At 64.3% G+C, this 13,482-nt stretch carries 11 protein-coding genes; 6 read left to right on the forward strand and 5 right to left on the reverse strand.

Annotated elements, in window-relative coordinates; genetic code table 11:
* The first annotated feature begins 117 nt into the window (after window positions 1-117).
* Window positions 118-2,274, forward strand: coding sequence for a polyribonucleotide nucleotidyltransferase (pnp, locus tag AC0WRY_RS00260; RefSeq protein ID WP_194405143.1), 2,157 nt, complete (start codon window positions 118-120; stop codon window positions 2,272-2,274).
* 129 nt (window positions 2,275-2,403) lie between these two features.
* Here pnp and katG read toward each other — a convergent pair whose 3' ends face one another.
* Entirely contained in the window at window positions 2,404-4,569 is a 2,166-nt protein-coding gene (gene katG / locus AC0WRY_RS00265) for a catalase/peroxidase HPI (protein ID WP_194405144.1), read from the reverse strand.
* Window positions 4,570-4,683: 114 nt separating this feature from the next.
* Between katG and AC0WRY_RS00270 the strand changes: the two genes are divergently transcribed.
* The 5 genes from AC0WRY_RS00270 to AC0WRY_RS00290 all read left to right on the forward strand — a co-directional run bounded on the left by AC0WRY_RS00270 (window position 4,684) and on the right by AC0WRY_RS00290 (window position 8,547).
* On the forward strand, window positions 4,684-5,610 hold the full coding sequence (locus tag AC0WRY_RS00270) for a hydrogen peroxide-inducible genes activator (protein WP_491122529.1): 927 nt from the start codon (window positions 4,684-4,686) through the stop codon (window positions 5,608-5,610).
* 7 nt (window positions 5,611-5,617) lie between these two features.
* The gene (locus AC0WRY_RS00275; RefSeq protein WP_194405146.1) at window positions 5,618-6,076 is read left to right on the forward strand and encodes a GNAT family N-acetyltransferase; all 459 of its coding nucleotides are present in this window, start codon (window positions 5,618-5,620) and stop codon (window positions 6,074-6,076) included.
* Window positions 6,077-6,367: 291 nt separating this feature from the next.
* On the forward strand, window positions 6,368-7,006 hold the full coding sequence (locus AC0WRY_RS00280; protein WP_246776384.1) for a hypothetical protein: 639 nt from the start codon (window positions 6,368-6,370) through the stop codon (window positions 7,004-7,006).
* 12 nt (window positions 7,007-7,018) lie between these two features.
* Window positions 7,019-7,834, forward strand: a complete 816-nt coding sequence (locus tag AC0WRY_RS00285) for a hypothetical protein (RefSeq protein WP_491122530.1) — start codon at window positions 7,019-7,021, stop codon at window positions 7,832-7,834.
* 116 nt (window positions 7,835-7,950) lie between these two features.
* A complete protein-coding gene (locus tag AC0WRY_RS00290; protein WP_194405149.1) occupies window positions 7,951-8,547 on the forward strand; it encodes a glutathione S-transferase family protein in 597 nt (198 codons plus the stop codon).
* A 10-nt stretch (window positions 8,548-8,557) separates the two neighbouring features.
* On the opposite strand, the gene AC0WRY_RS00295 is transcribed toward AC0WRY_RS00290, so the two are convergent.
* The 4 genes from AC0WRY_RS00295 to fabA all read right to left on the reverse strand — a co-directional run bounded on the left by AC0WRY_RS00295 (window position 8,558) and on the right by fabA (window position 13,408).
* Window positions 8,558-10,534 (reverse strand): autotransporter family protein, encoded by a 1,977-nt coding sequence (locus AC0WRY_RS00295; RefSeq protein ID WP_194405150.1) that lies wholly within the window; start codon window positions 10,532-10,534, stop codon window positions 8,558-8,560.
* 137 nt (window positions 10,535-10,671) lie between these two features.
* Window positions 10,672-11,472 carry an enoyl-ACP reductase FabI gene (fabI, locus tag AC0WRY_RS00300; protein WP_194408112.1) on the reverse strand — a complete coding sequence of 267 codons (801 nt, stop codon included), beginning with the start codon at window positions 11,470-11,472 and terminating at the stop codon, window positions 10,672-10,674.
* A 138-nt stretch (window positions 11,473-11,610) separates the two neighbouring features.
* Entirely contained in the window at window positions 11,611-12,834 is a 1,224-nt protein-coding gene (fabB, locus tag AC0WRY_RS00305; protein ID WP_194405151.1) for a beta-ketoacyl-ACP synthase I, read from the reverse strand.
* Window positions 12,835-12,886: 52 nt separating this feature from the next.
* Window positions 12,887-13,408, reverse strand: coding sequence for a bifunctional 3-hydroxydecanoyl-ACP dehydratase/trans-2-decenoyl-ACP isomerase (fabA, locus tag AC0WRY_RS00310; RefSeq protein ID WP_092289360.1), 522 nt, complete (start codon window positions 13,406-13,408; stop codon window positions 12,887-12,889).
* Between the last annotated feature and the right edge of the window lie 74 nt (window positions 13,409-13,482).

Raw genomic sequence — 13,482 nt, forward strand, 5'->3', positions numbered from 1 at the left:
ATGGCAGGATCGCAGGACGCTGATCACCCGCTCCGATCAGCGTCCCGCAATCTTGCGCATGGTTTTTGTTTTTCGAGAGCCGTCCCCTCTTTCGAGAACCCATGAAAGAAGACCTCTATGTTCAATAAGCATTCAGTCGAGATCGACTGGGGCGGACGCCCTCTCAAGCTCGAAACCGGCAAGATCGCACGCCAGGCCGACGGCGCCGTCGTCGCCACCTACGGCGAGACCGTGGTGCTCGCCACCGTCGTCGCGGCGAAGGCGCCGCGCGAAGGCGTCGACTTCCTGCCGCTGACCGTCGACTACCAGGAAAAGACTTACGCTGCGGGCCGCATTCCCGGTGGCTATTTCAAGCGTGAGGGTCGTCCGACCGAGAAGGAGACGCTGGTCTCCCGCCTGATCGACCGTCCGATCCGCCCGCTGTTCGTCGACGGCTGGCGCAACGAGACTCAGGTGATCGTCACCGTGCTGTCGCACGACATGGAGAACGACCCTGACATCGTCGCGCTGGTGGCCTCGTCCGCCGCGCTGACCCTGTCCGGCGCTCCGTTCAAGGGCCCGATCGGCGCGGCCCGCGTCGGCTTCGCCAATGACGAGTTCATCCTCAACCCGACCCTCGACGAGATGGTCGACACCCAGCTCGACCTGGTCGTCGCCGGCACCGCCGACGCCGTGCTGATGGTGGAATCGGAAGCCAAGGAGCTGAACGAAGACATCATGCTCGGCGCGGTGATGTTCGGTCATCGCCACTTCCAGCCGGTGATCAACGCGATCATCGAGCTTGCCGAGAAGGCCGCCAAGGAGCCGCGCGAAGTCACTGTGATCGACAATGCCGCGCTCGAGAAAGAGATGCTCGGCCTCGTCGAGCAGGAGCTGCGCGCCGCCTACGCCATTCCGGTCAAGCAGGACCGCTACGCCGCGGTCGGCAAGGTCAAGGAAAAGGTGATCGCCCACTACTTCCCCGAAGGGCAGGAACCGAAATACGACAAGCTGCGCATCAGCGCCGTGTTCAAGGAGCTCGAGGCGAAGATCGTTCGCTGGAACATCCTCGACACCGGCAAGCGCATCGACGGTCGCGACAGCAAGACCGTGCGCAACATCGTCGCCGAAGTCGGCGTGCTGCCGCGCGCCCACGGCTCGGCGCTGTTCACCCGCGGCGAAACCCAGGGCCTGGTCGTCACCACGCTCGGCACCGGCGAAGACGAGCAGTACATCGACGCGCTGTCGGGAACGTACAAAGAGACGTTCCTGCTGCACTACAACTTCCCTCCCTACTCGGTCGGTGAGACCGGCCGCCTCGGCGGTACCAAGCGCCGCGAGATCGGCCACGGCAAGCTGGCCTGGCGCGCGATCCACCCGGTGCTGCCGCCGCATCACGAGTTCCCCTACACGATCCGCGTGGTCTCGGAGATCACCGAATCCAACGGCTCCTCGTCGATGGCTTCGGTCTGCGGCGCCTCGCTCGCGCTGATGGACGCAGGCGTGCCGTTGAAGCGGCCGACCGCGGGCATCGCGATGGGCCTGATCCTCGAGGACAAGCGCTTCGCGGTCCTCTCGGACATCCTCGGTGACGAAGACCATCTCGGCGACATGGACTTCAAGGTGGCCGGCACCGAGCAAGGCATCACCTCGCTCCAGATGGACATCAAGATCGAGGGCATCACCGAAGAGATCATGAAGGTGGCGCTCGGCCAGGCCAAGGAAGGCCGTATCCACATCCTCGGCGAGATGGCGAAGGCGCTCACCAACGCCCGCGCCGAGCTCGGCGAATACGCGCCGCGCATCGAGACCTTCAAGATCGCCACCGACAAGATCCGCGAAGTGATCGGCACCGGCGGCAAGGTGATCCGCGAGATCGTCGAGAAGACCGGCGCCAAGGTCAACATCGAGGACGACGGCACCGTGAAGGTCGCCTCCAGCGACGGCGAAGCGATGAAGGCCGCGATCAAGTGGATCAAGTCGATCGCGTCCGATCCGGAAGTCGGCCAGATCTATGACGGCACCGTCGTCAAGGTGATGGAGTTCGGCGCCTTCGTGAACTTCTTCGGCTCCAAGGACGGCCTCGTCCACATCAGCCAGCTCGCGGCCAACCGCGTGCAGAAGACCTCCGACGTCGTCAAGGAAGGCGACAAGGTCAAGGTCAAGCTGCTCGGCTTCGACGACCGCGGCAAGACCCGCCTGTCGATGAAGGTGGTCGACCAGACCACCGGCGAAGACCTCGAAGGCAAGGGCGGCGAGGGCGAGAAGGCCCCGCGCGAAGCCGCCGGCGAGTAAGTCTCACGACATCAGAAACGCGAAGGGCGGCCGAAAGGCCGCCCTTTTTGCTTGTGTTCGCTCCGGGCGATCTGCGCTCCCCCCTCCCGCTTGCGGGAGAGGTTGCACCGACCACGAGGCGAGATCGCCTCACGCCACGATGTCGTAGCGGTCCAGGTTCATCACCTTGGTCCAGGCCTTGGCGAAGTCAGCCACGAACTTCTCCTTCGCATCCGAGGTCGCGTAGACTTCCGCGTAGGCACGGAGCTGCGAGTGCGCGCCGAAGATCAGGTCGACACGCGTGCCGGTCCACTTCACCGCGTTGGTCTTGCGGTCGCGGGCCTCGTAGCTGCCGTCAGCCGCCGGCGTCCACTGCGTGCTCATGTCGAGCAGGTTGACGAAGAAGTCGTTGCTGAACGTACCCACCTTCGCGGTGAAGACGCCGTGCTTCGACCCGTTCGCATTGGCGCCGAGCACACGCAGTCCGCCGACCAGTGCCGTCATCTCGGGGCCGGTCAGCCTCAGGAGCTGCGCACGATCGACCAGCGCCTCTTCCTGCTGCATGAACTGATGCCGCTTGCCGACATAGTTGCGGAAGCCATCAGCCCGCGGCTCGAGCGGTGCAAAGGACGCCGCGTCGGTCTGCTCCTGCGAAGCATCCATGCGGCCCGGCGTGAACGCAACCTTGACGTCGACGCCGGCATCCTTCGCGGCCTTCTCGACCGCGGCGGTGCCGCCGAGGACGATGAGGTCCGCGAGCGAGACCTTCTTCGCGCCTGACGAGGCGTTGAAGTCCTTCTGGATCGCTTCGAGCTTGCCGAGCACCTTGCTGAGCTGCGCCGGCTCGTTCACCTCCCAGTCCTTCTGCGGGGCAAGGCGAATGCGCGCGCCGTTGGCGCCGCCGCGCTTGTCCGAGCCGCGGAACGTCGAGGCCGACGCCCAGGCGGTCGAGACCAGCTCGGACACCGAAAGCCCCGAAGCCAGGATCTTGCTCTTCAGCGCAGCGATGTCCTGATCGCTGGCCAGCTCGTGGTTCACGGCCGGAATCGGATCCTGCCAGATCAGCGTCTCCTTCGGCACCAGCGGGCCGAGATAGCGCTGGATCGGACCCATGTCGCGATGGGTGAGCTTGAACCAGGCGCGGGCAAAGGCGTCAGCGAACTGAGCCGGGTTCTCCAGGAAGCGGCGCGAGATCTTCTCATAGGCCGGATCGAAGCGCAGCGAGAGGTCGGTCGTCAGCATCGTCGGCCGATGCTTCTTCGACTTGTCGAAGGCATCGGGAATGATCGCGTCGGCACCCTTGGCCGTCCATTGCTGCGCGCCGCCCGGGCTCTTGGTCAGCTCCCATTGGAAATTGAACAGGTTCTCGAAGAAGTTGTTGCTCCACTTCGTCGGCGTCGTCGTCCAGGTGACTTCGAGGCCGCTGGTGATGGCGTCGCCCGAGTGACCCGAGGCGTGCTTGCTCTTCCAGCCGAGGCCCTGATCCTCCAGAGCGCCCGCTTCCGGCTCCGGTCCAACCAGCGAAGGGTCGCCCGCGCCGTGGGTCTTGCCGAAGCTGTGGCCGCCGGCGATCAGCGCGACGGTCTCCTCGTCGTTCATCGCCATGCGGGCGAAGGTCTCGCGGATGTCCTTGGCCGCGGCGACCGGGTCCGGTTTGCCGTTGGGACCTTCCGGATTGACGTAGATGAGGCCCATCTGCACCGCGCCGAGCGGCTCGGCGAGCTGGCGTTCGCCGCTGTAGCGCTCATCGCCGAGCCAGGTGCCCTCGGGGCCCCAATACAGCTCTTCCGGCTCCCACACGTCAACGCGGCCGCCGGCAAAACCGAAGGTCTTGAAGCCCATCGATTCCAGCGCGACGTTGCCGGCGAGAACCATCAGATCGGCCCAGGAAATCTTGCGGCCGTATTTCTGCTTGATCGGCCACAGCAGGCGGCGCGCCTTGTCGAGATTGGCGTTGTCGGGCCAGCTGTTGAGCGGCGCAAAGCGCTGCTGTCCGGCGCCGGCGCCGCCGCGACCGTCGGTGGTGCGGTAGGTGCCCGCGCTGTGCCAGGCCATGCGGATCATCAGGCCACCGTAATGACCGAAATCGGCCGGCCACCATTCCTGCGAATCCGTCATCAGGGCGGTCAGGTCCTTGATCACGGCGTTCAGGTCGAGCGTCTTGAATTCCTTGGCATAGTCGAAGCCTTGGCCCATCGGATCGGACTTGTCGGAATTCTTGTGCAGCACCTCGATATCGAGCTGCGTCGGCCACCAGTCGCGGTTCACGCGCGTGGGTTTTCCGCCCGAAAACGGGCACTTCGAAGTGTCGTCCATGAATACCTCCTCTGGTGGCGTCGAACTCGCGCCTTTGACCAGGTAGAACCACTCTAGGCGCCGCGTTCGATCAGGGGAAGTTGACTTTAGTGATCGCTGCAATAAGAATTCCTGATGCTCAACGTGACCCTGCGCCAACTCCGGTATTTCGATGCGCTGGCGCGTCACGGCCATTTCGGCCGCGCGGCCGAGTCCTGCTCGATCTCGCAACCGGCCTTGTCGATGCAGATCAAGGAGTTGGAGGAGGCGCTGGGCGGGCTGCTGCTGGAGCGCAGCGCGCGCCAGGTGGCGCTGACCCGATTCGGCGAGGAGCTCGCACAGCGCGTCCGCGACATTTTGCGCTTCGTCGATGAGCTCGGCGATTTCGCCCGCGCCTCGCAGGATCACTTCTCGGGCCGCTTACGCATCGGCATGATCCCGACCATCGCGCCTTATCTGCTGCCCACGATCACCAAGAATCTCACGCGCATGCATCCGGAGCTCGACATCCGCGTCCGCGAGACCATGACGCCGCGGCTGATCCAGGAGCTGGTGGAGGGACGGCTCGACACCGCCATCGTGGCGCTGCCGGTGTCGGAGCCTTCGCTGACCGAGGTTGCGCTGTTCGAGGAGAAATTCCTGCTGGTCCGGCCCAGCACGGATGAGGGCACACCGGCGCCGTCGCGCGAGAGGATGCGCGAGATGCGGCTGTTGCTGCTCGAGGAAGGCCACTGCTTCCGCGATCAGGCGCTGTCGTTCTGCAACATGCAGTCGGCGCCGCCGCGCGAGATGCTGGATGCCAATTCGCTGTCGACGCTTGTGCAGATGGTCAGCGCCGGCATTGGCGTGACGCTGATCCCGGAAATGGCAGTGCCTGTGGAGACGCGATCGGCCTCGGTCTCGCTGGCACGCTTCCGCGACCCGCAGCCGTCCCGCACCATCGGCATGGTCTGGCGCAAGACCAGCCCGCTGGCCCGGCAGCTGCTGCAGATCTCCGAAGTGGTGTGCCTGTCGGCCGGCAAGGCACGCCCGCGTTCGGCCGCGCGCGATCATCGCAGCTGAGCGCCAGATGTCGCATCCCGTCATTCGTCCCGCCCGCGCAAACGAATACGATGAGGTCGGCCGCGTCTGGATGGAGAGCTGGGTCTCGACCGGCCTCGGCGAGGCCAGCGACTTCCTGCTCGCCAACCTGCGCGCGCGCATCCGGCGCGAGATCGCGGACGGCTGGAGCCTGTTCGTTGCCGACGATCGCGGCACGATCGCCGCCATGCTGGCGCTGCATGTGCCGAAGCGTTATCTCGACATGCTGTTCGTCGCGCCCGCCTATCAGGGCCAATCGCTCGGACGAAAGTTGCTCGCCTTCACCCGCACGCAAATGCCGGATGAGATGCACCTGCGCTGCGTCCGCGAGAACGAAAAAGCCTGGCGCTGGTACGAGCGCGAAGGATTTGTGTTCGAGAAGCAAGAGATCGAGCCGTCGAACGGCTTCATGATGAAGTACTATCGGTGGAAGCGGCCCATCGGGTAGGCACCGAACTCCGAGCGCAGCTTGCGGTTGTCGCCTTGACAACCTAGTGTGACGCGTCCGCTGTCACGTTGCGTCTGATCCCACTTGGAATCCATGTTTCGACCTGCTGTCCCAGTGCTCGTCCTGCTGTCCCTTCTGGGTCCGGCAGAGGCACATACTACGCCTGCAACCAGTGCTCCCGCCGCTCAGTCCGCGCCACAGGCGAAGCCGGCTCCCAAGAAAGCGGCCGCGAAGCCGAAGGCAGCAGCCAAGCCTGCGGACCCGGCGACGGCCGGTCCTTGCGGCGTCGGCGTGATTGCGGGGACCGGCGACATCTTCGTCGTCCAGAAGATCGGCCTGACCGTGTTCGGCAACGACTATGCAGAAGTCCCGGTGTCCTGGGGCCTCGACGATCTCGTCTTTGCGCGGGCGCGGGCCGCGGCAGGCAACACGCCGGTACGACGTATCAGCTACGCCAAGGGCGCGCTCGATTCCTACTATCACCCCAAATCCGGCCTGTTCCGTAATCAGCGCCAGGAGTTGTCGAACCTGATCCGACAGGTCGCGGGCAATGCCGGTTGCGAGCGTTATCTCGTCATCATGCGCAGCGAAGGACAGCTCGACGGGACCAATCAGTCGCTCAGCGGCATCGGCATCTTCAGCCGGGGTGTCGGTCTCATCTCCTACGCCTACGTCTTCGCCTCTATCGGCGTGACATGGATCGACGGCCGCACCTTCGAAGTCATGAAAGGTCCGGCCGTGACGTTCGAAGGTGTCATGAAGCATATGGCGGACAACTTCACGTCGAACGAACTGTTACAGAAGGTGGACAAGTCCATGTTTCCGGAGGCGGCCACGGACTCCGCCAGCAACACCGCCCTGCGCGACACCACGCGCGACTTTCTGACAAAGCGGCTCGACAAGATCTTGCCGCCGTATTTCGCGCAGTGAAGCGAGCACGATGTGACCATCAATCTTCTCGCCGTTGTCGCAATGGTCTCATATGCGCTGGTGTCCCCAAGCGGCGGACAGGTGCAATCGGCGCCAAAGCCGGAGCCGGTAAGACCGGCTGCAAAGAAGCCGGCTGTCGCTCCACGTGCCACCGCAGAAGCGGGCCCGTGCCACGTCGGCGTGATCCCGATCGCAGGCGACCTGTTCATGGTCGAGAAATTCGGTCCTCTGAAGTTTCTCGACAAGTACACGCGCACGTCGGTCGCGGCGTGGGCGCTCGACGACCTCGTCGTCTCCCGCGTTCGTGCTGCTGCACTTGGCATTTCCGTACGCAGGGTTCCTTACACCCTCGAGGAGCTCAGGTCCGGGGGCCGACAAAAGCAGAATCCGTGGTTCTATCGGGCCGAAGCCGACGTGAAGGGCTTTGTTCAATTTCTAGCGCCAAAGATCCGCTGTGATCGTTACCTCGTCGTCCACCGGCACGGCGGAACGCAGCGCGAATACGGTATCGGCATCTCGCAATACCCCTATGGCGGACCCGTGCATCTCTTCGCCATGATGCTCATCCGAATCTACGACGGCCGGACTTTCGAGCTGATCAAGGAGGCGCCGGCCTTGATGACCGAGGACACCTATATCGAGCGCATGACGCATAATTTTCTCGGCGGGCCCTCGATGAAGCTGGATCCTGCGATGTTTCCGGAAAAGCCTGCGGAAGTGGTCAACAATACTGTGCTGCGCGCCGGTGTGCGGACGATGCTGATAAAGAGCCTCGACAAGACGCTTCCGGCCCTGTTGCAACGTCCGACATCGCCTTCGTCGCGTTGACCAAGATATCGCTCGCAAAACTCTCCTTGCCTCTAGGCGTAGTGCGTTGCGAATGCGCTGCAAACGCGCCATGAATTGCGCGCCACCCGCCCCTTGCCGATGGAAGGTTCCGCGCCATGATCAAGCTCTATTGGTCGCCCCGCTCGCGCTCGTTCACGACGCTTTGGCTGATGGAGGAGAGCGGCTTGCCCTATGAGCGCGTGCTGACCGACATCTCGACCGGCGCGCAGAAGGCGCCGGACTATCTGAAGATCAACCCAATGGGCAAGGTGCCGGCGCTGACCGACGGCGATGCCGCGCTCGGCGAAGCCGCCGCGATCTGCGCCTACATCGCCGACCGCTATCCCGAGACCAAGCTTGCGCCGGGGGTGACCGATCCACGCCGCGCGCGCTATCTGCAATGGCTGTTCTTTTCGCCGGGCTGCATCGAGCCCGCCATCATCCAGATCTTCACTAAGATCGAGATTCCGACCTCGACCGCGGCCTGGGGCAGCGCCACGCAGGTGTTCGACGTGCTGGAAGCTGCGCTCGCCAAGGGACCGTGGATTCTCGGCGAGGATTTTTCGGCCGCCGACGTCACGATCGGCTCGGGCCTGAATTTCGCGGTGCGCCAGTTCAAGATGGTACCGACGCGTCCCGCCTTCGACGCCTATCTGGCGCGCTGCACCGCGCGGCCGGCGTTCCAGCGCGCGGAGAAGATCGCGGCGGGGTGAGACGGCGCGCTTACAATTTGATCTTGAGGACGGCGAGCCCGGACTGCTCCAGCAGTCCGGAGGACGTCATCGCAACACCGTAGCGGATGCCGAGATCGAACCCCTTGCCGTCCGCCGCGACGAGGCCCAGCGCGGTCGAGTAGATCCAGGGCGACAACGCAAGACCATTGGTAATGAAGCTCTCGCCACCGCCGGCAAACGCCGATTTGATCTGCAATCCCTGGTTCAACGTGTTGTAGCCGACGCCGACATCGCCGGTGAGATAGACCTGCTTCGCGATCCGGTATGCGCTCTTCAGCCCCGCCGTCACTGTCAGCTCGCGATAGGTTTGTGAATCCACATGGAGACTGAAGCCGCCCGCGCCGCCTTCCTGATAGGCGGGCGAGCGCACGTGCCCATAGTCCAGCCGCAATGACGGGGCGATCGCAAGTCCGGGCTCGATCGGAATCAGCTTGCGAATGCCGGCGCCCGCATGACCGCTATAGGAGCGATAGCCGGCGCCAGCCATGCCGTTGATGAAAGTCAGCGAACGGCTCTCGCTGCTGTCATTCAGCGCGCCGTCGAGCTGGCCATCGAGTTGAATGCCATGGCCGAGGGCGTAGGCCCCGTAGAGACCCGCCTGATAGGAATCGATGGCGAGCCGGTTCGGGACGGCATCGTCGCTGCCGGTGATGGCTTGATGCGAATAGGCGAGCACGCCGCCGAGCATCGCGCGCGGCGAGATCGTCGCGTCGGCACCGAGGGCCATGCCGCCGCCGGTCGCGTTATAACCGGGTACGCCGTCGACGCTTGCCTGCCGAATGCTGCCGCCGAGCGGCTTCATCCAAAGATTCCGTTCAGCCGCAACGCCCGTATTCAGCCCGAGCACATCGTCCAGTCGCCCCGTCATCGCCTGCTGGAACACGCGCTGCGTGGCGTAGGTCGCCTGCGATGCCGCGCCCGTTATAACCGGCAAGGTCTGGTTGACCGCGTTGACGAGACCGGATCCGTTGAGATTGTCGAGCGCAGTGAAGCCGGTTGCCATGCTGCCGCTCCAGCCGAGCGATGTCGCCGACAGGCGATACAGCATGCCGGCCGCACCCAATCCCGCGCGGCTATTCTGGGCCTGAAGCGTCTCGGCATAGGGGCGCACCAGGGAGAGATAGGCGTGGCCGCCGGTCGGATTGCCCGAGAGATCGTAGGTGCTGACGAGCATCTGCGCGCCCGAGGCGTCGCCGCTGGCGGAGCCATAGAGGCTGGCGAGCGTGCCGCGCGAGAGCGTGTTGAAGAGCACGTTGCCCTCCGGTGTCACGGATCCCAGCAGCGTGAAGTTGGCCGCATTGCTGCCCGCCGGCGCGACGCCCGCGCCCCAGAAATATCCGTTCTGGTAATTCGTGATGACGAAGCGGCCGGGCGCGGAGGTGCCGAACAACGAATTGCTGGTGATCCGCCATGGCGTGCCTGAGGTCCACGCCCATTGCGGGACCGAGTTGGCGGGAACGGGCTGCGAAGCCGGCGGCGTGAACGTCGCGGGATCGTAGGGCAGCATATAGGCCCAATGCGTCACCAGCAGGCTGTCGCCCGTGATCATCTGCATTTCCATCGCGGTCACGCCGTTGATGGTTCTCATATGACCGAGGCCGACCGTCACCGCGCCGCCCGATGTCGGCGTGAACTGCATCGTGATCTGGCCCGCGGTCGTGACGAAGCCCTGGATGGTCGAGGTGTCGGTCAGCAGCGCCGGCCCAAGCTTGAGCTGCGCCACGCTCGCTCCCGTGAACGAGCCGTTGGTCGCGGTCGCCAGCGACCACAGGGTCTGGTCGCCGATCGGAATCGGATTGGAGAAGCCGGTCTTGGGCGCGGCATAGGCCAGCAGCTGCGCCGTCGGGACGTACCAATTCGTGTTGGAGAGGGTCGTGTCCCAGATCGTGGATTGTGCCAGCGCGTGCGAGCCACCGCAAAGCAGCATCGCGCCGGCAACGGACGCCAGCGCGCTCGCGCGACACATCGCATGCAGCCTTATCGCATGCCGCCTTGGCACGATCACCCCTCCCGAACCGCAGGGAAAACGACCCTGAGGCGCCACCGGGGAGCAGCAAGCATAATTCTGTGGGCGAGTCAGCCCCATGATCGTGGGGCGCGAAGCTACTCCGGGGACTTCAAATCGTCCGGCCGCGGCATCAGCACGATGTTGTAGCCGGAATCGACATAGTGGATCTCGCCGGTGACGCCGCCGGAGAGATCCGACAAGAGATACAGCGCCGAACCGCCGAGCTCATCGAGCGTGACGCCGCGGCGGAGCGGCGAATGCTTCTGCATGAAGGCGAACATCGCGCGCGCCTCGCCGATGCCGGAGCCGGCGAGCGTACGGATCGGACCTGCGGAGATCGCGTTGACGCGGATGCCGCGCGGTCCGAAATCCGAGGCGAGATAACGCACCGAGGCTTCCAGCGCAGCCTTGGCGACGCCCATCACGTTGTAGTTCGGCATCGCTCGCTCCGAAGCGCCGAAGGTCAGCGTGATCATGCTGCCACCCTCATTCATCAGCTCGGCGGCGCGCTTTGCGACCTCCGTGAAGGAGAAGCAGGAGATCACCATGGTGCGCGAGAAATTCTCGCGGCTGGTGTCGGCGTAGCGGCCTTTCAGCTCGTTCTTGTCGGCGAAGCCGATCGCGTGGATGACGAAGTCGAGCTTGCCCCATTTTTCGCGAAGCGCCGCGAAGGTGGCATCGACGCTGGCGATGTCCTCGACGTCGCAAGGCAGCACCAGATCGACACCAAGCTGCTCGGCCAGCGGCTTGACGCGCTTGCCGAGGGCCTCGCCCTGGAAGGTGAAGGCAAGCTCGGCACCGTGCGCATGCAACGTCTTCGCCATGCCCCAGGCGATCGAATGATCATTGGCGATGCCCATGATCAGACCGCGCTTGCCCTTCATCAAACCTTCCATCTCAAGACCACCTTCCGCTTTCGTCATGCCCGGGCTTGTCCCGGCCATCCACGCCCTTCGGAGCCTGAGGCCAAGACGTGGATGGCCGGGACGAGCCCGGCCATTGACGAGAAAATCAACGGTGCACCAACAAGGACGTCACACATCCATCCGGCTGAACACCAGCGTGGCGTTGGTGCCGCCGAAGCCGAAGGAGTTCGACAGCACGGTGCCGATTTTGACGTTGTCGATGCGCTTGCGCACGATCGGCATGTCGGCGAACACAGGATCGAGCTCCTGGATATGGGCGCTCTCGCAGATGAAGCCGTTGTTCATCATCAGCAGCGAGTAGATCGCCTCCTGCACGCCGGTGGCCCCCAGCGAATGGCCGGTCAGCGCCTTGGTCGCCGAGATCGGCGGGCACTTCTCGCCGGCGCCGAACACCCGACGCAGCGCGTCGATCTCCGGCGGATCGCCGGCCGGCGTCGAGGTCGCGTGCGGATTGATGTAGTCCACCTTGGTCTTCACCGTCGACATCGCCATGCGCATGCAGCGCTCGGCGCCTTCACCCGATGGCGCGACCATGTCGTAGCCGTCCGAGGTTGCGCCATAGCCGACGATCTCGCCGTAAATGCGCGCGCCACGCGCCTTGGCATGCTCGAGCTCTTCCAGCACGAGGACTCCCGCGCCACCGGCGATGACGAAGCCGTCGCGGTTGACGTCGTAGGGACGCGAGGCCGTGGCAGGCGTGTCGTTGTATTTCGAGGACATCGCGCCCATGGCGTCGAACAGCACGGACAGCGACCAGTCCAGCTCCTCGCAGCCGCCGGCGAAGATGACGTCCTGCTTGCCGATCTGGATCGTCTCATAGGCATTGCCGACGCAATGGTTCGACGTCGCGCAGGCCGAGGAGATCGAGTAGTTCACGCCCTTGATCTTGAACCAGGTCGCGAGCGTCGCGGAGGCCGTGGACGACATCGCCTTCGGCACCGCAAACGGTCCGACGCGCTTCGGCCCCTTGGTGCGGGTGATGTCGGCGGATTCGACGATGGTGCGGGCGGACGGACCGCCGGAGCCCATGATGATGCCGGTGCGGATGTTGGAGACTTCGTCAGGCGACAGACCGGAGTCCTGGATCGCCTGCTCCATCGCGACGTGATTCCACGCCGCGCCCTGACCGAGGAAACGCATGGCGCGGCGGTCGACCACAGTCGCGGGATCGAGCGACGGCGCGCCTTGCACCTGCGAACGAAAGCCGAGCTCGGCATATTTCTCAGCCCGAGAAATGCCCGACTTCGCCTCGTGAAGGCTCGCAAGCACTTCCTGGGTGTTGTTTCCGATCGACGAGACGATGCCCATCCCGGTGACCACAACCCGCCTCATGACAGCCTCGCCCTGCTCGTTATCTTCTCGTTCTCTTCGTGGTGAATGCGCGTTAGCCCAGGCTCGTGCCCTGCTTGAACAGGCCGACCTTCAGGTCCTTGGCGCGATAAATAATCTGGTCGTCGACCGAAAGCCACCCGTCGGCAATACCGAGCACCAGCTTTGAACGCATCACGCGTTTGATATCGACGTTGTACACAACCTTGCGTGCCTCGGGCAGCACCTGGCCGCTGAACTTCAGCTCGTTCAGGCCGAGCGCGCGACCACGACCTTCGCCCCCGGTCCAGCCCAGGTAGAAGCCGACCATCTGCCACAGCGCGTCGAGGCCGAGGCAGCCGGGCATCACCGGATCGTTCTTGAAATGGCAGCCGAAGAACCAGAGGTCGGGCTTCACGTCGAGCTCGGCGCGCACCAGCCCCTTGCCGAACTCGCCGCCATTGTCGTTGATCTCGGTGATGCGATCGAACATCAGCATCGGCGGCAGCGGCAGCTGGGCATTGCCCGGACCGAACATCTCGCCGCGGGCACAGGCCAGCAGATCTTCGTATTCGTAACCGTTGCGCCTGTTCAGCATGGACGAGCCTCTGTTTGAATTCCGGTTGAGCGGCGTTTTTTGGCGAAAATGGGCCCCGTCTCGGTCGGAGAGCA

Source organism: Bradyrhizobium sp. T-12 (assembly GCF_058314695.1).